The sequence below is a fragment of the Actinoalloteichus hoggarensis genome, from assembly GCF_002234535.1.
Lineage (GTDB): Bacteria > Actinomycetota > Actinomycetes > Mycobacteriales > Pseudonocardiaceae > Actinoalloteichus_A > Actinoalloteichus_A hoggarensis.
In genome coordinates this window covers 2,217,453-2,238,705 of record NZ_CP022521.1, presented here as the reverse complement: position 1 = coordinate 2,238,705, position 21,253 = coordinate 2,217,453, and the positions used below count along the sequence as shown (strand labels likewise).

Sequence of the window (21,253 nt, the reverse complement as noted above, 5' to 3'; positions counted from 1 at the left end):
GCCACCTTCGAAGTGTCTGCCGACGGAGCGCCGTGTAGTCCCCGCGCCGCCGAGCACCGTCCGCCTGGTTCGTGCGCGAACCCGGCGTCGTCGATCCGCACGCCGGCGGCTCGCCGTCGATGCGTCCACGGCACCCGACAGGCAGGGTGAATCCCGCGACGTCGAACCTCGCCGCGACGGCGGTGGCCGTCCACCGGCTCGCCGCCAAGGGCGCCACCAGCACGCATGCGCCGGTCGTGATCGGTGTGCCGACAACCACAACAGTTGGATGTTAGGGAAGCCTTTCTTTACTGTGTGGCGGTGTCCGCAACCCCAGCAGCCGCTCCGATCGGCGTGTCAGCGCGCGACCTCGACGTCGCCTACGGCCGCGACGTCGTCGTGCACGCCGCGTCGATCTCCCTCGACCCGGGCACCGTCACCGCGTTGATCGGACCGAACGGCAGTGGCAAGTCCACTCTGCTCCGCGCGCTCGCCCGGCTGCACCCGCCGACGGCGGGTGACGTCACCTTCGCCGACGGCGCCGAGCTTCGCGCGCTGTCGGGCAAGGAGCTGGCCCGACGCATCACCCTGCTCTCCCAGCATCGGACCGCGCCCGGCGGGGTCTGCGTGCGCGAGCTGGTCGCGTTCGGCCGCCATCCGCATCGTTCCCGGTGGGGCGGCCGGGACGACGAGGGCCCGGCGGCGGTGGAGCGCGCGATGGCGTTGACCGGACTCACCGCGATCGCCGATCGCCCCGTGCAGGCGCTGTCCGGCGGGCAGGCCCAGCGGGTCTGGCTGGCGAGCTGTCTCGCCCAGGACACCGCACTGCTGCTGCTCGACGAGCCGACGACCTTCCTCGACCTGCGCTACCAGGTCGAGATCCTCGACGTGGTGCGCGACCTCGCCGACGAGCACGGCGTCGGAGTCGGCGTCGTGCTGCACGACCTCGATCAGGCCGGGGCGATCGCCGACCGTCTCGTCCTGCTCGAAGGCGGCCGGATCACCGCGGCAGGCTCCCCGCGCGACGTGCTCACCACCACGAACCTCACCCGCGCATACGGGATTCGGGTCGACGTCGACATCGACCCGGTCGACGGGCGCATCCACACCAGAGCGATCGGCCGCTTCAACGGCGCACACGCCAGTGCCGCCTCGGCCTGATCGCACATCACCGTCAGTAGGAGAGAGATGCGCACCACTCGTGTGACCATCGGCCTGTCACTGGCCGCCGCGCTGTTCGCGGCGGGCTGTGGCACCACCGAGGAGGTCGAGGCCGACCCGGCGCCCCGCGGCGGTGACCCCGTCACGGTCGTCGACTCACGCGGCCGGGAGGTGACCCTCGACGGTCCCGCCGAGCGCGTCGCCGCCACCGAGTGGAACGGCGTCGAGCACCTGGTGTCGCTCGACGTGATGCCCGTCGCGGCGTCCGACATCGAGGGCTACACCCAGTGGGTGAGCGCGGCGCCGCTGGACGACACCCCGACCGACATCGGCACCCGAGGTGAGCCGAGCATCGACACGCTCGGCTCGCTCGACCTGGATCTCGTGGTCGTCACCGACAGCCTCAACGAGGGCGCCATCGCGCAGATCGAGACCACCACTCCGGTGATCGTGATCGCGGGCAGCTCCGCCACCGACCCCATCGGATCGATGTTCGAGAGCCTGGACATGATCGCGACGGCCACCGGCACCGAGGACAGGGCCGAGGAGCTGCGGGCCGAGTTCGACGCCAAGATCGCCGAGGGCACGGCCGCGGTGGAGGAGCTGGGCGCCACGGGCGATCAGTTCGCGTTCTCCGACGCCTACGTGGACTCCGGCACGGTCAGCATTCGGCCGTTCACCGAGGGCGCGCTGGTGCCCGAGGTGCTGGAGCGGATCGGCCTGGTGAACTCGTGGCCGATGGAGGGCGACGGGGCCTTCGGTCTCGGCCAGGCCGACGTCGAAGGACTCACCGAACTGCCCGACGTGCACTTCTGGTATATGGCCAACGACGTGTTCGGCGACCCGTACGAGGAACTCGCCGACAACGCGATCTGGCAGAGTCTGCCGTTCGTGGTCAGCGGCAAGGTGCAGCGTCTCCCCGACGCGCTGTGGATGTTCGGCGGCCCCCTGTCCATGGGGCAGTACGTCGACGCGGCCGTCGACGCGCTCGAGGACTAAGCCGACGGTGAGCAGCTCTCCAGCAGACGCCTCGCGGGCGGCCCGATCACGCACGGCCTTCTCGCGGACGGACACGTCCGAGTCGGACGTCCCCCCGCCGGACGTCCCTTCGCCAGACACGCCCGCGGCAGGCACGGCGGCGTCGCGACCACCCGCCGGGCGGCCGCCGGGACCGTCCGCCGCGAACCGAGGAAGGGGCCGGCTCGTACTGCTGATCGGCGGCCTCGTCGCGGTCATCGTGCTCGGCTCGGCGGTCCACCTCACCCAGGGCACGTCCAACCTGGACGCGCTCGATGTGGTGCGGCTGCTGTTCGGCGGCGGTACCGACCACACGGCGGCGGTCGTGTTCGAGTCACGGCTTCCGCGGCTGCTCGCCGCGGCCGTCGTCGGCGTCGCGCTCGGCGTGGCTGGGGCGGTGCTCCAGTCCGTGGCGCGCAACATCATGGCGTCGCCCGACACGCTGGCCGTCAACGCCGGGGCGCACCTGGCGATCGTCGCGGTCTCGGCCTTCGGCATCACGGTGCCGATGCTCGGCGCGGCGGGCATCGCCTTCGCGGGCGGTCTCACCGCCGCCGCGCTCGTCCTCACCCTGTCCGGGACCGGCGGCACCGGAATCGTGCGGCTGGTGTTGGCGGGCACCGCCGCCGCGCTCGCCATGGCCGCCGTGACCCGTGTCCTCCTGCTGCTGTTCGCGCAGGAGACGCGCGGGCTGTTCTCCTGGGGAGCGGGCTCACTGGGTCAGAACGGGCTCGACGGCGTCCAGACGCTCGGACCGGTGGTCGGCGGGACGCTGCTGCTGCTTCTGGCGATGTCCCGACGGCTGGACCTCGTCCACCTCGGCGAGGACCACGCACGCAGTCTGGGCGTCGACGTGGGGCGCATCCGCTTCGTTGCGATCACACTGGCGGTGCTGCTGTCGGCGTCGGCGGTGACGCTGACGGGGCCGATCGGATTCATCGGGCTGGCCGCGCCCGCCCTGGTCCGGCTGATGGTGAACGTGGTGCCCGGTCTGCATCGGCATGCGGCGCTGATCCCGGTCTCCGCCGCGATGGGCGTCGCACTGCTGTTGGGCGCGGACGTGCTGCTGCGGGCGCTGATCGGCTCCCAGACCGCGCTGGAGGTGCCGACGGGCGTGGTGACGACGGTGCTCGGCGGAATCTTCCTCGTGGTCCTGGCCCGCAACGTCCGCGTCACGGGGAAGGCGACCGAGCCGCCCGCGGCGGGCGCCCGAGGCGGGGTGAGCCGAGCCCGCTTCCGGCTGACCCTCGGCGCGCTGGCGGTCGTGGGCGTCGGCGTGGTCACCGGGTCGGTCCTGCTCGGCGACACGCTTCTCCTGCTCGGCGACGTGGTCAACTGGCTGACCGGGCAGGCGGGCCCGATCGTCACGAACGTGATGGAGAATCGGGCGCCGCGGGTGGTGGCCGCGTTCCTCGCGGGCGCGTCCCTGGCGCTGGCGGGCGCCGTCATCCAGGCGGTGGCGCGCAATCCGCTGGCCGAGCCCGGCATCATCGGCGTCGCGGGCGGCGCGGGACTCGGCGCGGTCACGGTGATCACGCTGGTACCCGCCGTCGGCTTCTGGGCCCAGGCAGGCGCGGCAGGCGTGGGCGCTGCCCTGGCGACGGCCGTGGTGTTCCTGATGGCGGCCAAGGGCGGCTTCGCGAGCGAACGTCTGGTGCTGATCGGCTTCGGAGTCCAGGCGGTTGCCCAGGCCCTGATCACGCTGCTGATCGTGCTGACCGATCCGTGGAACGAGACCAAGGCACTGACGTGGCTGGCGGGTTCGACCTACGGCCGGTCGTTCGAGCACCTCGTCCCGATGGTGCTCGCGGTGCTGCTCGTGGTCCCGCTGCTCATCCGGGCCCGAGGCGAGCTGGACCTGCTGTCCCTCGACGACGAGACGCCCAGGGTGCTGGGCGTGCCGGTGTCCCGTTCCCGGCTGCTGCTGATGGTGTGCTCGGTCCTGCTCACCGGAGCCGCGGTCGCCGGAGTGGGCGTCATCGCCTTCGTCGGCCTGGTCGCGCCGCACGCGACCCGCGCGATCGTCGGTCGGCGGCACGCCAGGGCGCTGCCGGTCGCGGCTCTCCTGGGCGGCATCCTGGTGTGTGCGGCCGACACCATCGGTCGGACCGTCATCGCGCCCGGCCAGCTGCCTGCCGGCCTCATGACGGCGATCATCGGGGCCCCGTACTTCATCTGGCTGCTGTACCGCAGCCGGGTGCGGTCGGAGTAGCTCGCGACGGGGTCGGGGACGAACAACCCGGATCTCGGCCTGACCACGGCCGAGCACGGCGGAAGTCGGCGGACGTCCGACTCCCGCCGACGTGCCCCGCCTCGGTGTCCGACGCGCCCACGTCGCCCGCCGTGCGCTCCGCCGCGCGCGGGCGGCGCGGCTCCGCACCGCCGCACCACCCGGTCAGGCCGGATGAAGCCGTCCCGCACAGCCGCGGCGCGGCCCCTCGGCGCGGGGAGCCCGCGATGCAGCCTCGTTCGCGGCAGGCACCGCGGCCCGGCCGACGACCGGGCGGGTTCCCGCCGGTGCCGTCCCGTCCCGAGCCGACGGGCGAGCCCGAGCGGACGAACCGGCCCCGACGGCTCGCCGTCGTCCGCATCGACGCCGCGACGACGAGCGGCTCGCCCGCGACGCGCTCTCGAGAACCGGTCGACGTCCTCACCGGTCGTCTCGCCCGCTCGCCGCCAACTCGCGGAGTCGGCCGAAGCCGGTGGGCTCGGCCGGGGCGGTCGCGTAGCACGCGACGCCGGGACGGGCGAAGCGCCGCGTGATCCCCGCGAGCAGCGTCGGGTCGGCGTCGGGACCGACCTGGTTGAGCACCACCCGGCCGAGGGTGAACCCGCCCTCGGCGAGCGCGTCGGCCGCCCGCTCGGTCTCCGCGAGGACCATGCGTCGCGGGACGAGCACCAGCCGCACCTCGGCGTCGTCGCGCAGCCGGCCTGCCGCCTCCTCCAAGCGCCGACGTCGCTGGTGCAGGCGCTCCAACAGCGGGTCCTCCTCGGGCCCCACTCCACCGAGGACCGCCTCCGCGAAGCGATCGGCGGCCACCACTCGCTCCCTCCGGCGCACCAGGCCGTGAATCCACGGTGCCAGCAACGACGGCAGGGCGATCATCCGCAGCAGGTGACCGGTGGGCGCACTGTCCACGATCAGTCGATCCCACCGGTCGGGCACCTCCGCCAGGTATCCGGTCAGCAGGTCGGTGAGCGCCGACTCGGTCATGCCCGGCCCCGCCGAGGCGTGGCCGAGGTGCTGCCGTACGGCGGGCATGATCGCGCGCGGCAGCGCCGCCGCCGCGTCGTCCTCGACCTGCCGTACCCGGCGACGCACCGCGGCGGCCGCGTCGGGTTCGGCCGCCCACAGTCCGTCGGCGATCCGCCGAGGCCGGTCGCCCAGGCTGATCTCGAAGGCATCGCCCAGCGAATGGGCGGGGTCGGTGGAGACGACCAGCGTGCGATGTCCCGCGTCGGCTGCGGCCAGCGCATGCGCGGCGGCCATCGTCGTCTTACCCACTCCTCCCTTCCCCGCGAAGAAGATGATCGGCCGGATCAACAGCATCCTCCCGGCCCGTCGTACTCGTCCCGGCCCATCCGACGGTGCCAGTCGTGCAGGTCCGCCAGTACGAAGGGCACCAGTTCCAGCGTCTCGTAGGCGACGGGACTGTCCACGCCCAGCGTGTCGAGCAGCATCAGGGCGCGCAGCGTGTCCTGCTGGTCCCGTGCCTCTCGCCGCAGGGCCGACCGCCAGCGGGCGGTGAACCAGGCCTCGTGGAAGTCGGCCGCCGCCCGCAGACCCGCCCGGACCCGGCCGAGCGGTCCGGCTCGTCCTCGGCGCGGGTCCTGCGCGGCGGCGTCCGTCACCGTTCGTCGGCCTCCGAGCCGTCGCGCGGAGCCCGAGGCTCCGTCACGCTGCCTGCGGCGGCCGGACCGGCGGCCGAGTCGGCAGACTCCTCGGAGTCAGCGTCGGAGCCGTCGTCGGACTCGGGCAGAGAGCGGCTCGCCCAGGCGCCCCGCAGCGCCAGCGTGGCCTCCACGATCAGCCAGAGCGCCAGCACGAAGATGATCGCGTCGAGCGGCGCGAGCAGCCACTCGCCCGCCCGGACGAACTCGATCAGATTGATGATGAGCGCCCACGAGGTCATGATCATCAGGAACACCAGCGGCACGAGCACCGCCACCGGGTTGCGCCGCCGTTTGGTGACCCAGACGGCGATGACGGCGAGCGCGAGGCCTGCCGTGAGCTGGTTGGTCGTGCCGAACAGCTGCCACAGTGTTCCGAAGGCCAGGTCGCCGGGCGCGAGCGCCAGGGCCAGCGGCACGGCGACCGCGATCATCGACGACCAGGTGATGCCGCGGGCCAGCGGGCGGAACCGGACGACCTCGGAGATCTCCTGCACGATGTAGCGCTGGAGCCGCACGCCGGTGTCCATGGTGGTGGCGGCGAAGCTGATGACGACGACGGCGGCGAAGACGACGCCGACCTCCAGCGGGATGCCGAGGTTGGCTGCGAAGTTGGCGACACCGTTGACGAAGTTGCCGGTCGCGCCGCCCGAGGCGGTGTCGAAGTCGGCGAAGAGCATGTTCCAGTCGGCCGTGGTGGCGGCGATCCCGGCGGTGCAGGCCAGGATGGAGCAGACCGCGAGACCCCCCTCGCCCAGCGCCGACGTGTAGCCGACGAACCGGGCGTCGGTCTCCTTGTCGATCTGTTTGGCCGTCGTGCCGGACGCGACGAGGCTGTGGAATCCGGAGATGGCGCCGCAGGCGATCGTCACGAACAGCAGAGGAAACCACGGGGGCGAGTCGGCGGGCACGTCGTTGACCACGGGGGCGACGATGCGGTTCAGGCCGACGCCCATGCCCACGAAGATGATCACCAGCGCCAGGATCATCTGATGCTGGTTGATGTAGTCACGGGGCTGCAGCAGCATCCACACCGGCATCCGGGACGCGGCGAAGGCGTAGAGGAAGATCAGGATGATCCACAGCGTGCGGGCCTCCATCCCCAGCGCCGAGGCCAGCGGGTCCAGGGAGATCGGGACGAGCAGGCCGAGCGGGATCACCGCGTAGACCACGACCAACGCGACGATCGAGGGGACGAGCGCCGCCGTCCTGGTGCGGTAGATGTACTGGCCGACCGCGATCGCCAGCGGGATCTGCACCAGGACCGGCAGCACCGAGGCCGGGTTGGCGATGAACAGGTTCGCCATGACCACGGAGAACACCGCGTTCACCAGGGTCAGCAGGAAGAAGATGATCAGCAGGAAGAGCGTCCGGGCCCGCTTGCTGATCACCTCGCCGGCGAGTGCCCCGATGCTGCGGGCGCGGTGCCGCACGGAGACGACCAGCGAGCCGAGGTCGTGCACGCCCGCTGCGAAGACGGAGCCGACCACGACCCAGATCAGGGCGGGACCCCATCCCCAGTAGACCCCGACTGCGGGTCCGACGATCGGGGCGGCGCCCGCCACCGAGATGAAGTGGTGACTGAAGACGATGTGCCTGTTGGTGGGCACGAAGTCGATGCCGTCGGCGAAGCGGTGGGCGGGAGTCACGTACAACGGATCGAGCACGTAGACGCGGCGGGCCAGATATGCCGAGTAATAGCGGTAGGCCACCGCGAAGATCGCGATGACGGCGAGCATGACCACGATGGCGGGCATCCGCAGCGGCCCCCTTCTCTCGCGTCGCCGGGAGGACTCCGTTGCCCGCCCGACAGGCGTACCAGAAGCTACCGAAGGACGGGCCGCTTGATAAGGAGCAGCGGCTGGATTGTTGACACCGGACGCGGCCACCGTGGACGGTTGTCCGCGGGAGGCACGGCATGGAGGACTTCATCCGGCGATGGCGACGGGCCGGGACCGGCGAGCTCTGCTGGCTGGGCGCGGACGGCCCCAGGGGCGTCGCGGTGGTCCCGTTGACCCGCGGGGGTCTGCCCTGTGTGGCCTTCCCGCTCGCCCGGTTGTCCGAGGTGGACGACGTCACGGGTCGGGTCGCCGCGTTCTCCGTGCCCGGACCACCCGATGCGGCGGGCAGGCCCGGGCCGGGGATGGTCGCCGTGGGGCGCGTGCACGTCGAGCACGATCTGGCGGGCGCCGTCTACCAGGAGGAGCTGCTGCATCAGGAGCTGGTCAAGTATCCGCCGACGCGGCTGCGGGCGGACAGCATGCTCGCCCGCCGAGAGAACTGGTGGTGGATCGCGCGGGCGATCGTCGGCCTGGACGTCGACGTCGAGGTGCGGACGCTGCCGCCCCGGCTCACGGCGGACGACGCCCTGCTGGTGCGCGAGGCCGATACCGAGGGGCTGCTCCCCCGCGTGGACGTCGTGTCGGCACGGGACTGGTCGGCCCGCGATGACGTCTCGCTGCTGCTTCCCGCGGCCTGCCCGCCTGGAGCCGGCGAGCAGGCCTACGTGTTCGGCCATCGACACAGTCCCGATTTCGAGCGGTGGGAGACCTGGCACCGGGCCGGAGGGCTGACCGGTCGGACGCTGCGCGTGGCGGACGCGGCAGGCGGGCCGGTCGAGACGATCCGCCCGCACGGCATCCTGGGACGCCTCCACGGTCACCGCACGCTGGCGCGCGACTGCCGAGCCGGCGTCGCGGAGCTGGAGAGCAGGCTCGGCGTCTCCGGCTGAGACACCCGACGAACGGCGGGAGGGCCCGCTCGAACCCGAGCGACGCCCGCCGTCCTCCCTCAGCGGAACTCGTCGACGTGCGCGCGGGCCCACTCGGCGAACGTGATCGTCGAGCCGGTGAGGTCGACGACGGTGGAGGCGGGCTCCGGCGGTTCGTCGAGTCCGGCGGCGAGGATGTCCAGATACCACTCGGCGGCGTCGCCCATCGACGGCGTCAGCTGCTCGACGGCCTCGACTCGGGTCAGCCGGTGGAACGGGATCTCTCGCCCGAGAGCGGCCCCGAGGGCTCGGGCCGCCGACAGTCTCGTGACGACCTCCGGCCCGGTGAGGCTGAGTGCGGTGCCCACCAGGTCGTCCGAGATCAGGGCGGCGGCCGCGACCCCGGCCACGTCCGCCATCGCGATCGGCACGCCCGCGGAGTCCGGGTAGGCGTCGCGGATCTCGCCGGTGAGCCGGATCTGATCGGCCCACTGGGTGAAGTTCTCCATGAACTCGGCAGGCCACAGGTGGGTCCACTCGACGCCCGAGGCCTCCACCGCCTCGGCGACACCGCTCCACCAGCTCTCCGGCTCGCCGGACAGGTCGACGATGCGGCGGACGCCTGCCGCGGCGGCCGTCCTGGTCACCTCGTCGACGGTGTCGGGCAGCGGAGCAAGGTACATCCGGTCGACGTCGGCGAACGCCCGCGAGCAGCTCGCCGGGTCGCTCAGGCGACCGACGACCACCTCGACGTGCGCGGGCAGTGCCGCCCGCGCGGGATCGACCGTGAGCGCCCGCACCTGGGCGTCGACGCCGTCGAGCGCGTCGATCACCATCCGCCCGATGTTCCCGGTGGCCCCGGTCACGAGGATTCTCATCAGCTGCTCCCTTGCTCTGCCGCGCTGTGCGGGGTCGGGTCGTCGGGGGTTCTCACGTGGGTCGCTGAGCCGTCCGCGGCGACGGGCACGGTGGCGGACACGATGGACGCAGCGGCGGTGTGCCGCGAAGCCGAGCGGGTCGCGGCCGAGGGTCTCGCGGCGGGCGCCTCCGCGGCGGGTTCCGCGGCGATGTGGAGGGCGTGGACGAGTTCGCGGTACAGCTCGTCGGCGGCGAGCAGGCTCGCATGGGTGCCGGTCGCGCGAATCCGCCCGTGTTCCATGACGACGATCCGGTCGGCGTGCAGGACGGTCGACAGGCGATGGGCGATGGTGACGACGGCGCCGACTTCGGCGCGAGTGCGGAGGCAGGCGGTGATCGCCGACTCCGTAACCGCGTCGATCTGGGCCGTCGCCTCGTCGAGGAGCAGGACGTCGGGTGTGCGCAGCAACGCCCGGGCCAAGGCGATGCGTTGCCGCTGACCGCCGGAGATCGCCGCCGCCGACAACGGGGTGTCCAGTCCTTCGGCGAGGGAGTCGACGTGCTCGGCGAGCAGGACGTCGCCGAGGACGCGGCGTAGTTCGTCGTCGGTGGCGTCGGATCGGGCGAGCGTCAGGTTCTCGCGGATCGTCCCCGGGACGACCGGCGTGTCCTGCTCCACATAGGCGAACCGTCCTCGCACCTCGTGCGGGGTCAGCTCGCTGTACCGGCGGCCTGCCGCCGTGAGGTGGCCGCTGTCTGGTTCGAGGAATCGCAGCAGCAGGGAGAACACCGTCGTCTTGCCCGCCCCTGAGGGACCGACGATGGCGAGGTGACCTCGTCTCGGCACGCTGAGACTGACCTCGCGGACGGCGGGTTCGCTGCCGTGCTCGTAGGAGGCGGTGACCGACTCCAACCGGATCAGCGCGTCGTCGCATGCCTCCGGCGGGCTGGGCGTGGGCATGAGCGGCGTGGGGTCCCGCCGGTCCGTCCGGCGCGCGGGTCCCCCGTGTTCGTCGGCGCCCGCACGCCCGTCGAGCCTCGGCCGATCTCCGGGCCCTTGCCCGCCCGCGCAGGCGGAGCCCGCCGAGGCCGCCTCGGCGGGAAGGTCCTCGATCTCCCGGATGCGCGCGGCGGCGGCGATGCCCGACTGGACCGACGTCACCTCCCCCGCGAGCCCCATGACCGGGCCGAGGAGGTTGACGGAGTACAGGAAGAAGGCGATCAATGTCGAGACGTCCAGCTGACCTGCGGCGACGCGCCAGCCGCCGAAGCCGATCACGCCGATCAACGCCAGTTGGATTCCGGCCGAGGCGATGGTCATGGCGACGGCCTCCCGCCGCACCGCCGCGATTCCGTGCCGGGCGGCGCGCCGGCCGTCGGCGATGACGCGGTGGCCGATCCGTTCCTCCGCCCGCTCGGCCTTGATCGTCCGGAGTGCGCGCAGCGCCCCTTCGATACCGCTGCCGAGCCTGCCGAGCGACTCCTGCGCACGCTGCTGCTCGGTGGCGATCGCGGGCATGAGCGCCAGGAAGACCAGCGAGACGAGGGTGATCGCGCCCGCGGCGACCGCGAGCAGGGGGAGGTCGAGGATCGCCAGCATGACCAGCGTGCCGACCAGCACCACCGTGCCGTCGATGATCCCGATGACGCTGGAGGAGGCCGCCTCACGCAGCAGCACGGTGTCGGAGGTGACCCGGGTGACCAGTTCTCCGACGGGTCGCCGGGTGAGCGGGAGCAGCGCGGCTCGCAGGTAACGACGAATCAGTGATCGGCGGGCGTCGAACACCAGCCGCTCCGCGACGGTCCCGACGAGCATCGACTGCCAGACGTTCGCCACGATCCCCGCGACGAGCAGGGCCAGGAGCAGGGTGACGGGGCCTGCCAGGCTCGCCTCGCCGCTCAACGAGTCCAGTACCCGCTTGATGATCATCGGGGTGGCCAGGTCCATGCCGGAGGCGACCAGCGACAGCAGCAGCGCGCCGATCAGCGACCGCCGGTGGGGCCGAGCGAAGCTCCACAGCAGCCGAAGGCCAGATCCACGCCGCTCCGCTCGGCCCGAGCTGACCGTTTTTGAGTCAATCACGACTCAAAGTAGGTCATGTGAGCCCGATTTTGTCAAAGCGAATGGTGCCTTCGCTACATTGCTGCGCATGGAAAGGGCAGCGGAGGCGGAGTCGCGAACACGGACCCGGACACGCCACACGATCCTGGACGCGGCGGTCGGCGTGTTCAGCTCGGACCCGGCGGCCTCGCTCGCCGAGGTGGCCGCCGCCGCCGGGGTGGCCAGGAGCACCGTGCAGCGGTACTTCCCCGAACGCGCCGACCTGCTGACGGCCCTGTCCGATCACGCGACCGAGCGCGTCGCGGCGGCCGCTCGCCGCGCACGGCTGGACGAGGGGTCCGCTCCCGACGCGCTGTCGCGCCTGGTCCAGGAGTACTTCGACCTCGGTGACATCCTGATGCTCGTCACCACCGGCCCGCCCGGTGATGGAACGGGCGCCGACGACGGGACGTGGGCCGACGAGGCGTTCGACGCCCTTCTCGCCCGCGGCCATGCCGCCGGGACGATCGATCCCACGCTCCCGGCCGAGTGGATCGGTCAGCTTCTCTGGTCGACCCTGTACGCGGGCTGGAGTCATCTGCGGACCAACGGCGTGTCGCGGCACGAGGCCTTGACGGTCTGCCTGCGGTCCTTCCTCAAGGCCGTGGCGCCGTGATCGACGGGTGCGGTGATCGACCCGCCGTCGCCTCGGGCCGGGGCGTCGGCGGAGAGCCCGGCGGCAGGCGTCGTCAGGTCCTCGCCGAGGGGCGCTGATCGACCCGCTCCCCGGCGGTCTCCCACCGGCCCCGGATCACGATCACGCCGAGCCGGGCGGGAAGGGTCGGGCGCCGCGTCCGGCCCGGCCCGACTCCGCCCGGTCCACTCCCGTTCCGGCTCTCGGCATCGAACCCGCCACGCTGCTCGACGGCCGTCGGGCCCACCCGCCGCACACCCCGAGGGCGCTCCCGCCCGGTCGCTAGACTCCCCCGATGGCTTCCCCGGTGACGACCGACCCTGAGGTGAGCGAGGCGCTGCAGGTACTGCGCCGGGTGTTCGGCTACGACTCGTTCCGGGGCGATCAGGCCGAGATCATCGACCACGTGATCGGCGGCGGCGACGCCCTCGTGCTGATGCCGACCGGTGGCGGCAAGTCGCTCTGCTATCAGATCCCGGCACTGGTCCGCGACGGTGTGGGCATCGTCGTGTCACCGCTGATCGCGTTGATGCAGGACCAGGTCGACGCGCTGCGGGCACTCGGTGTCCGAGCAGGCTTCCTGAACTCCAGCCAGGACTTCGACCAGCGACGCGCGGTCGAGACGGCCTTCCTCGCGGGCGAACTGGACCTGCTGTACCTGGCACCGGAACGGCTGACCGTCGAGTCGACGCTCCGGCTGCTCGACCGGGGCACGATCTCGCTGTTCGCCATCGACGAGGCGCACTGCGTCGCGCAGTGGGGCCACGACTTCCGTCCGCACTACCTCGAGCTGTCGATGCTGCACGAGCGCTGGCCGGACGTCCCCCGGATCGCCTTGACCGCGACGGCCACCCGGGCCACCCACACCGAGATCGCCACGCGGCTCAACCTCGGCGCGGCACGGCACTTCGTCGCCAGCTTCGACCGACCCAACATCCAGTACCGCATCGGCCTGAAGAACCGCGCCCAGCAGCAGCTGCTCGAACTGCTGCGCACCGAACACGCGGGTGACGCGGGCATCGTCTACTGCCTGTCCCGCAACTCCGTCGAGAAGACCGCACAGTTCCTCGTGGACAACGGCCTCCCCGCGGTGCCGTATCACGCGAAGCTCGACCCGGCCGTCCGCGCGGCGAACCAGGCGCGGTTCCTCCGCGAGGACGGGGTGATCGTGGTGGCCACGATCGCCTTCGGCATGGGCATCGACAAACCCGACGTGCGCTTCGTCGCCCATCTCGACCTGCCGAAGTCCGTGGAGGGGTACTACCAGGAGACCGGCCGGGCCGGGCGGGACGGACTGCCGTCCACCGCCTGGATGGCCTACGGCCTGCAGGACGTCATGCAGCAGCGCAGCATGATCGACTCTTCGGAGGGCGACGCCGCCCACCGCCGCAGGCTCGCCACCCATCTGGACGCCATGCTCGCGCTCTGCGAGACGGTGGCCTGCCGACGCGTCCAGCTGCTGGCGTACTTCGGGGAGCAGAGTTCGCCGTGCGGCAACTGCGACACCTGTCTGACGCCGCCGGAGTCCTGGGACGGCACGATCCCGGCGCAGAAGATCCTCTCGGCGGTGTACCGGCTCGATCGCGAACGCGACCAGCGCTTCGGCGCGGGCCATGTCATCGACATCCTCCTGGGCAGGCGCACGCCCAAGGTCGTGCAGCACGGCCACGACTCGCTGACGGTGTTCGGCATCGGAACGGAGCTACGGGACTCCGAGTGGAGCGGCGTGGTGCGTCAGCTCCTGGCCCAGGGTCTGCTCACGGTGACGGGCGACTATCACGTGCTGGTGTTGACCGAGGCCAGCAATGCGGTGCTCGCCCGGCAACGGGAGGTCCCGCTTCGTCGGGAGCCGGAACGAGCCGCTCGCGCCGCCAAGCAGCCCAGGAGCCGGAAGGGGGCGCCCGCCGCCGACCTCGCCGCCGAGGCCGTGCCGGTCTTCGAACGGCTGCGTGCCTGGCGGTCGGCCGCCGCCAAGGAGCAGGGCGTTCCGGCTTACGTGATCTTCCACGACGCCACGCTCCGAGAGATCGCCTCCCGAGGCCCGTCGACGCTCGCGGAGCTGGGCACGGTGAGCGGCGTCGGCGAGAACAAGCTGGCGAAGTACGGGCAGCAGATCCTCGACACCCTCGGCGAGTGAGGCCCCACCGGCGCGGCGGGCCGCGAACACCGGACGTCGCGCGAGCTGCCCGGGCACGGCGAGGACGGCGACGCGGAGGGAGGTCGCGAGGACGGCCGGAACCGAGACGGTGAACGGCGCCGGGCGGACGTCCCAGCGCGGCGGCGCGGGGATCCGGTCGGTGTGATGCGTCCCCGCGTCCGCGGTCACGATCAGCGGTCGCCGACCACCCGTGCGGGCATCTCCCCCAGGATGCGCATGCCGACGCCTGCCAGCACCGCCGCGCGGCGATCCTGCTCGACCGACGTGGTGGAGTGGGAGGAGAACAGCCGATAGCAGCTCTTCTCGAACAGCCAGATCAGCGACTCGGCCAGCTCGGCGGGCGTCTCCTCGGTCGTCGCCAGCAGCCCCGCCGACCGCCTGCGATCGATCCAGTCCGCGAGGAAGTCGACGAGGCCGGTCAGCCTCTGCTGCCACTGCCGTTGAACGTCGAGGTCTTCGGCCGCCTCGAAACCCCGCCGCAGGATGACGGTGTTCTCCTGCCAGGAGCGGACCGTCTGGTCCACGATGGAGCGCACCTCCGCCGCCACCTGGGAGGCGTGGTCGGCGGCGAGCAGTGGGAAGTCGTCCGGACAGTGGTACCGAGTACGCGCCAACAGCGCGCAGAAGATCTGCGCCTTCGAATCGAAGTAGAAATACAGACTCGGACGTGAGATTCCTGCGCCTTTCGCGATGTCGCCGATGCTGATGGAACGCAACGGGGCGTTGCTCAGCAATCCGGTGAGGCTGTTCAAGATCGCACGTTCTCGACGATCGCCTCGCTCGAATGGAGCAGTCGTCCCCCGAGTGGACCGACGGGACGATCGCTCAAGCGGCACTCGACCATGGTAACGAGCTTCGGTGTCGGCGACCAGCACCGTCTCACCACGCGGCCGACGACTCTACCGCGGCCATCGGCCGCCGCAGGACGCAAGGACGACGGACGTGCCATTCTTTGCGTGCGCTCAAGGCGAATTTTGAGAAAGTATTCATTCACTTACTCGACATTCGCTGACCCGAGGGAACGGGATTTCTCCGACGACCTTCGTGACCGGCTCGGACGAGAGCCGGCGGGGAAGGCGACCCTCGGCCCGGACGCGATTCGGCGGCACGGACCGCGGCGGCCCACGCCGCGACGCGGCCCGCCCCGCTCTTCGGGGCGGGCCGGCCTGCGTGCAGGGAGCGTCCGCAGGGCTCAGGCGTGTCCCCGGCGCAGCGAGAACCAACGGCGTCGGGCGGGCCGCTCCGCGGGCATCGCGTGAGCCCGGCGGGTCCGCCGGGCACGCAGGCCGCTCTCGACTCCCGCGCCTGCCTCCGCCTCGGTGCCGTGACGCGCGTCGGTCGTGCGCGCGGGCCTCCCGGCACCGGGCCTCCCCGCGCCAAGTCGTTCCTCACCGGGCCGTCCCTCACGGGGCCGTCCCTCTCCAGGCCGGGGCAACGGCGATCCCGTCGGCATCGCCGCCGGCGCCGCGGCACGGGCCTCGGCGGTCGCCTCCGCCACGCGAGAGGCTGCCGTCCTTCTCCGGATCGCCTCCTCGGCCCGCCGCTGCTCCCGACCCGCCAGCAGGATGCTCTCCCGGATCCGCTGCTCGGCGAGGTACGCCCCCGGGTCGTAATGCCTGCCCGGTCGGGTCGCCTCCCGACGGGCCTCCCGAGAGGCCCTGAAGTCGTCGAGTTCACTCATGAGTGATCCCCCGTCTCTGTGAAAGACCGTGAGACCCGTGCGTCCCACACGGCCTCGATCCCGCAGGCCCGTCACCCGCCCGCCGAGAGCCGGGCCGGGCCCTGTGATCAGCCTGCGACCGTCGTGATCATGTGAACAGGGGCGAAAGGCCTCGTTCCCGTGCCGGAAGACTCTGATCTCCCGGCGCAGCCCGACGATGTTCCGGCGCAGCCCGACGCGGATCGCCCGCCCGGTGCCGCGGACCCGCACCGCCCTCTGGCACGCTGCGATGCCGTCGAGAACCTGCTCGCCCGCGGGCTCATCCGCCGACCCCTTCGGCCAGCAGGGATTCGGTCGTCTCCTCCTCCGTCATGCCGGGCGGGATGACGATCACGGGGCATCGCGCATGCCGGATGCACGCCGCGCTCACCGAGCCGACGAGCGAGGCGTAGGCCCGTCCATGGCCGTGGCTGCCCAGCACCAGCACCGCCGCGTCCTGCGCCGCGTCCAGCAGCACGGTCGCAGGCGGCCCCTCGATCACCTCTTGTCGAATGTCGACGTCGTCCAACCCGGTGGGCTCGCCTGGCGCGACGGAACCGGGACCCGACGGACCCGTGACCTTCTCCACCGCCTCGGCCACGGCCTCGCGCAGACGCTCGACATGGTCCTGTCGGGCGTCGCCGGGGTCCACCAGCACCGTCGCGGGACCGGCAGCCATCGGCACGAAGTGCCAGGCACTGACGGCGTGGATCTGCCGTCGACGGGCCTCACCCTGCGCCAGCACCCAGGCGAGCGCGGCGACGCTGGCCGCCGAGCCGTCCACGCCGACGACGATCGGTCTTCTCCCCTCGACGCGGTCGGGCGTCTCCTCACTCATCGGCGGCTCTCCCTCCTCGGACGTCTCGACCAGAGACGGCTCCAGCGGCGATCGCCGATCAGGCGATCGGGCGGTGTCCCCGTACCGGCGGACGTGTGCGGTCGTCTCTTCTCCAGGCTCGCGCCGACCCGGTGGTCGCGACCACGGGCGCCCGCCCCGTCCTCACCGGGGCCTTCGACCCTGTCGTCATCGGACCCCGCCGGCCGTCGAACAGCCGCGGCGCGCCGGCCGGGGCGGACCCGCCGCCGCGGGCCGCCCAGCGGCTCCTCTCGCCGGCCTCCCACCGGTCGTGGAACGGGCTGCGCGGCGGTGTGCGCACCGGTGCGGCGGCCCGGCCCGCACGACGTCATCGTTCGACGCCCCGCCGGACCACCACCTGAAGCCGCCCGGCACGGCCCGCCACGCCTCGGCCGTCGCTACGGCCCGGCCGAGGGATCTCGGGCCGCCGTCGCGTTCGTCTGCCTGTCTCGGCCCGGCGGGGGAATGACCACGACCGGGGTGTGGGCGTGTCGAACGACGGCCGCGCTGCACGAGCCCAACAGCATCTCCCGCAGGAATCCGCCGCGATGGGAGCCGACCACGAGCAGTTCTCCGTCGGCGGCCGCGCCGAGCAGGACGGCGGCGGGCGTGCCGGGCACGGCGCGCGGCACCACCTCCACGTCGTCGCCCTCGCGTTCGCGGGCCTTGGCGATCTGGCGGTTCAGCAGCGTGGCGCTCTCGCTGACGGCCGCTTCCGGTTCGGTGAAGGCGAACTCGGCGAGCGGCTCGCGCCGCCAGGCGTGCAGAGCGTGGACACGGCTGTCTCGCCTGCGTGCCTCCTGAATCGCCCAGATCAGGGCGGCGACGCTCGCCTCGGAGTCGTCGACCCCGACCACGATGTCCTCTCGCGTCTCGTTCATGTCGCTGCCACTCCCTCCCGTCCCTGCGAGCCGCACGGGCGCCCGCGCGTCGGCGTCGGACGCCGTCTGCCGAGCGTGGCCCGTCCGTGACGAGCGCCAGGCGCCGTCGCCCGTCAGCCTCCCGGACACGCGATCACGCGCACAGAGGACAAGGACCCCGGTCACGTCCGCCGCGCCTGCCGCCAGTCCTGTGCCGGTCGTCCGAGGCCTGACCGGCGGGTCCGACGCTGAACGACCGGACGGTGTCCGGCCGCGCCGGGCGAGACCGACGCCGCCCCGCCCGCAGCCTGCGGCGGGCTCGCGAGCCGCGTACCGAGGCGGACCCGATGCCTGCGGACCTCCACGGATTCGAGGACCCCGGCGGGGGTGGTGACGGCGGGGGTCAGAGTCGAGAGACCCGCGATGCGGCGTTCACCGGAACCGGCGCATGATCGGCGCGGGACCGGCCTCGATGCCCTCATCGCCGCTAGACTCGCGGTTCGAATGCCACGTCATCGTCGCCAGCGGAGCCCGTCGATGTCCGTCACGCCGCCCACCCCGCCCGCGGACCAGGCCGAGGTCTCGGTCGGGACGGGCAGATCCGGCGGCCCGGCGGATCGTGCGCTGGTCGAGGCCGTGTTGGCCGTCGCCGCCGGGGCCGACCTCGAATCGACGCTGCGGCAGATCCTGCGATCGGCGTTGGAACTGGTCGGTGCGGACTGCGGGGCGTTCACGGCGGCCGGGGCGGACCGGCCCGGCGACTCGGTCTACGTCGGGATCGACGCGCCAGGCTGGCATCGACTGACCCACTCGGTCCCACCCGTCCCGGTCGGCAAGGCGACCCGGCACCCTGGCACCGAGGACGACGAATCCCGGCAGGCCGCCTCGATGCTCGCCGTCCCGGTCGGTGTGCGGGCCGAGGTCTACGGCAGCCTGACGCTCGTCGGGAAGAGCGGCGGCTTCACCCGAGGTGACGAGGAGCTGCTCACCGGACTGGCCTCGGCCGCCGGGATCGCGGTGGCCGACGCCCGCCTCGTGGAGGAGGAACGTGACCAACGCCGCTGGGCGGCGGTCGAAGGTGAGATCACCACCGAACTCATCGCGGGCGCCTGCACCGAGGACGCCTTCGATCTGCTGGCCCGCCGCAGCCTCGAATCGACCGAGGCGGATCTGGCGCTGGTGCTGCTGACCGAACGCGACTCCCCGACGCTGATGGTCGTGGGTGCCGCGGGCGCGGCAGCCGGGCGGCCTGCCGAGCGCGTCGACCGGGCGGCGCTGCTCTCGACGGCGGAACCCGCTTCGGGTGGAGCGACCGTGCTGGGGGCGGCGGACCTGGCCGCGACGACCGCGCTGGGCCGCATCGCGGGCGGTCTGTCGCTGGGGTCGGCGGTCGTCGTGCCGCTGGGCGGCGTGGTCGAGCCCACCGGCGCCCTACTGGTGGCACGGGCGGCGCGGCGCGCACCGCTGCCCGTCGGACGCATTCCGGCCATGGCGGCCTTCGCCGATCAGGTATCGCTGACCCTCCAACTCGTCGAGCGGCAGCGCACCCGGCGGGAACTCGATCTGCTGGCCGATCGGGAGCGGATCGCCCGCGAGCTGCATGATCAGGTGATTCAGCGGCTCTTCGCCATCGGGCTGGCCCTCCAGCGGACCGTGGCACGCAATGCCGATCCGCTGGTGTCCGAACGGATTCACGAGGTGCTCGACGCGCTCGACGAGACGGTCCGGGAGATCCGCACCTCCATCTTCGACCTCCACGCCGAGGCCGGGGGCGAGGCCGGGCCGCGCCGACGGCTCGCCGATGTCGTGTCCGAGCTGACCCGGGACACGACGTTGTCCGCCGTCGTCCGGACGTCGGGTCCGGTGGACGCCCTGGTGCCGGCCGCACTGGCCGGGCACGCCGAGGCCGTGGTGCGCGAGGCGGTCACCAACGTGGTGCGGCACGCGGAGGCCCGCCGGGTCACGGTGACCGTGGAGGTCACCGACCACCTGCTGATCGACGTGCTCGACGACGGCATCGGACTGCCCGACGACGTGGCCCGCAGCGGTCTGCGCAACCTCGCCGAACGGGCGACCGAGGCAGGCGGCTCCCTCGTGGTCGCCGCCGCCCGACCGCACGGCACCCGGCTGTCCTGGCGGGCGCCGCTGCGCGGTGCCGCACCCCGGCGCCGCGACTGAGTCCATCGAGGACTGTTCGCCGCCGACGTCGCCTCGCGATCGACTCGGCGGAGCCGTTTCGACCAGGTGGTGGCGGACGGGTCGGCGGCGCGGGGCGGCCGACGGTCACGGAGAGTGATCCGGCTCGGGATCCGGCGGTGTCGAGCGGTGCAGCCGGGTGGCGAGGACCGCGGCCTGCGTCCGCCGCTGCATGCCGAGCTTCGCCAACAGATGCGAGACGTAGTTCTTCGCCGTCTTCTCCGCGAGGAACATCCGCTGGGCGATCTCCCTGTTGGTCAGGCCCTCGCCGATGAGTTCCAGGACCGTGCGCTCCTGATGGCTGAGCGCATGCAGCGGATCGGTCTCCTCGCGTTCGCGACGCAGCCGGTTGAGCAGCGCCGTCGTGGTGTGCGGGTCCAGCAGGGAGCCGCCCGCCCCCACCACGCGCACGGCCGTGACGAGGTCGCCGCCCCGGACCTCCTTCAGGACGAAGCCTGCGGCACCGGCCATGACCGCGTCGAACAGGGCCTCGTCGTCGGAGTAGGAGGTGAGCATGAGGCAGTTCAGCCCGGGCATCGTCGATCGCAGCTCGCGACACAGCTCCACGCCGTTGCCGTCGCCGAGCCGGACGTCCAGGACCGCGACGTCGGGCCTGGACGCCGGGATGCGGACCAGTGCCTCGGCCACCGAGGACGCCTCGCCGACGACCTCCAGATCGTCCTGATCCTCCAAGAGGCGAGCCAGGCCGAGCCGGACGACGTCGTGGTCGTCGACCAGGAACACAGTCGTTCGCACCGATGGTCACCGTCCGTTCTCTCGGTCCACGTCCTCTGCCACCGTGCCGCAGGCGGACCGGCGATGCCACCGCCGAATTCGCGAGGGCCGCGACGCCGCGACGCCGCGGAACCGGCCAGAACGGAGAAACGAGCCGGAATCGGGCGTCGACCTGCACCGACGGCGCTCCGCCACCGTTCGACACGCTCATCCCCCTTCTGGTGAAGGACCACCGATATACCTCTTTCGGGGGTACCACCGGCCCGCCGAACGAATAACGTCGGCATCACGAGGAATGCGCTTCCCCTACAGCGGACAGGACGTCGTGCGCCGCATTCCTCGAATACCCCTGCCCTCGAACAGCCTTTCCGCGGACCACGCGACGAGGACGAACACGG

17 protein-coding genes are annotated in these 21,253 nt (G+C 72.2%); 7 read left to right on the top strand and 10 right to left on the bottom strand.

Going from position 1 to position 21,253, the window contains the following annotated elements:
* Window positions 1-300 precede the first annotated feature (300 nt).
* Genes AHOG_RS09940 through AHOG_RS09930 form a run of 3 tightly spaced genes read left to right on the top strand, consistent with a single transcriptional unit; the run spans window position 301 to window position 4,369 of the window.
* On the top strand, window positions 301-1,140 hold the full coding sequence (locus AHOG_RS09940; protein WP_169725837.1) for an ABC transporter ATP-binding protein: 840 nt from the start codon (window positions 301-303) through the stop codon (window positions 1,138-1,140).
* A 27-nt stretch (window positions 1,141-1,167) separates the two neighbouring features.
* Window positions 1,168-2,139: an ABC transporter substrate-binding protein gene (locus AHOG_RS09935; protein ID WP_093941103.1), complete on the top strand. Its 972-nt coding sequence runs from the start codon at window positions 1,168-1,170 to the stop codon at window positions 2,137-2,139.
* Between the two features lie 7 nt (window positions 2,140-2,146).
* Window positions 2,147-4,369: an iron ABC transporter permease gene (locus tag AHOG_RS09930; protein ID WP_093941102.1), complete on the top strand. Its 2,223-nt coding sequence runs from the start codon at window positions 2,147-2,149 to the stop codon at window positions 4,367-4,369.
* Between the two features lie 438 nt (window positions 4,370-4,807).
* Here the strand turns inward: AHOG_RS09930 and AHOG_RS09925 are convergent, their stop codons facing one another.
* Genes AHOG_RS09925 through AHOG_RS09915 form a run of 3 tightly spaced genes read right to left on the bottom strand, consistent with a single transcriptional unit; the run spans window position 4,808 to window position 7,805 of the window.
* The gene (locus tag AHOG_RS09925) at window positions 4,808-5,707 is read right to left on the bottom strand and encodes an ArsA family ATPase (protein WP_093941101.1); all 900 of its coding nucleotides are present in this window, start codon (window positions 5,705-5,707) and stop codon (window positions 4,808-4,810) included.
* On the bottom strand, window positions 5,698-6,009 hold the full coding sequence (locus AHOG_RS09920) for a cory-CC-star protein (RefSeq protein ID WP_245856671.1): 312 nt from the start codon (window positions 6,007-6,009) through the stop codon (window positions 5,698-5,700). Before AHOG_RS09920 ends, AHOG_RS09925 begins: the two co-directional genes overlap by 10 nt.
* Complete coding sequence (locus AHOG_RS09915) at window positions 6,006-7,805, bottom strand: carbon starvation CstA family protein (protein ID WP_093941100.1); 1,800 nt, start codon at window positions 7,803-7,805, stop codon at window positions 6,006-6,008. The genes AHOG_RS09920 and AHOG_RS09915 overlap by 4 nt, the downstream gene beginning before the upstream one ends.
* 161 nt (window positions 7,806-7,966) lie before the next feature.
* Between AHOG_RS09915 and AHOG_RS09910 the strand changes: the two genes are divergently transcribed.
* Window positions 7,967-8,779 carry a hypothetical protein gene (locus AHOG_RS09910; RefSeq protein WP_093941099.1) on the top strand — a complete coding sequence of 271 codons (813 nt, stop codon included), beginning with the start codon at window positions 7,967-7,969 and terminating at the stop codon, window positions 8,777-8,779.
* Window positions 8,780-8,838: 59 nt separating this feature from the next.
* Here AHOG_RS09910 and AHOG_RS09905 read toward each other — a convergent pair whose 3' ends face one another.
* Together AHOG_RS09905 and AHOG_RS09900 are read right to left on the bottom strand one after the other, a co-directional pair.
* A complete protein-coding gene (locus AHOG_RS09905; RefSeq protein WP_093941098.1) occupies window positions 8,839-9,636 on the bottom strand; it encodes an SDR family oxidoreductase in 798 nt (265 codons plus the stop codon).
* Entirely contained in the window at window positions 9,636-11,699 is a 2,064-nt protein-coding gene (locus AHOG_RS09900) for an ABC transporter ATP-binding protein (protein WP_245856670.1), read from the bottom strand. The genes AHOG_RS09905 and AHOG_RS09900 overlap by 1 nt, the downstream gene beginning before the upstream one ends.
* Window positions 11,700-11,766: 67 nt before the next feature.
* Here AHOG_RS09900 and AHOG_RS09895 point away from each other — a divergent pair, with 67 nt between their 5' ends.
* Both AHOG_RS09895 and recQ read left to right on the top strand, forming a co-directional pair.
* Window positions 11,767-12,333 carry a TetR family transcriptional regulator gene (locus AHOG_RS09895; protein WP_093941097.1) on the top strand — a complete coding sequence of 189 codons (567 nt, stop codon included), beginning with the start codon at window positions 11,767-11,769 and terminating at the stop codon, window positions 12,331-12,333.
* Between the two features lie 313 nt (window positions 12,334-12,646).
* The gene (recQ, locus tag AHOG_RS09890; protein ID WP_093941096.1) at window positions 12,647-14,488 is read left to right on the top strand and encodes a DNA helicase RecQ; all 1,842 of its coding nucleotides are present in this window, start codon (window positions 12,647-12,649) and stop codon (window positions 14,486-14,488) included.
* A gap of 191 nt (window positions 14,489-14,679) precedes the next feature.
* Here the strand turns inward: recQ and AHOG_RS09885 are convergent, their stop codons facing one another.
* From AHOG_RS09885 to AHOG_RS09865, 4 genes are all read right to left on the bottom strand, one after another.
* A complete protein-coding gene (locus AHOG_RS09885; RefSeq protein WP_169725836.1) occupies window positions 14,680-15,261 on the bottom strand; it encodes a TetR/AcrR family transcriptional regulator in 582 nt (193 codons plus the stop codon).
* Between the two features lie 440 nt (window positions 15,262-15,701).
* Window positions 15,702-16,190 carry a hypothetical protein gene (locus tag AHOG_RS29310; RefSeq protein WP_184450867.1) on the bottom strand — a complete coding sequence of 163 codons (489 nt, stop codon included), beginning with the start codon at window positions 16,188-16,190 and terminating at the stop codon, window positions 15,702-15,704.
* 298 nt (window positions 16,191-16,488) lie between these two features.
* Window positions 16,489-17,046, bottom strand: a complete 558-nt coding sequence (locus AHOG_RS09875) for a universal stress protein (protein WP_093941093.1) — start codon at window positions 17,044-17,046, stop codon at window positions 16,489-16,491.
* Between the two features lie 416 nt (window positions 17,047-17,462).
* On the bottom strand, window positions 17,463-17,945 hold the full coding sequence (locus tag AHOG_RS09865) for a universal stress protein (protein ID WP_157736743.1): 483 nt from the start codon (window positions 17,943-17,945) through the stop codon (window positions 17,463-17,465).
* A 516-nt stretch (window positions 17,946-18,461) separates the two neighbouring features.
* On the opposite strand from AHOG_RS09865, the gene AHOG_RS09860 reads away from it, so the two are divergent.
* A complete protein-coding gene (locus tag AHOG_RS09860; protein WP_169725835.1) occupies window positions 18,462-20,102 on the top strand; it encodes a GAF domain-containing sensor histidine kinase in 1,641 nt (546 codons plus the stop codon).
* A gap of 105 nt (window positions 20,103-20,207) precedes the next feature.
* Here the strand turns inward: AHOG_RS09860 and AHOG_RS09855 are convergent, their stop codons facing one another.
* Entirely contained in the window at window positions 20,208-20,876 is a 669-nt protein-coding gene (locus AHOG_RS09855) for a response regulator transcription factor (protein WP_093941089.1), read from the bottom strand.
* Between the last annotated feature and the right edge of the window lie 377 nt (window positions 20,877-21,253).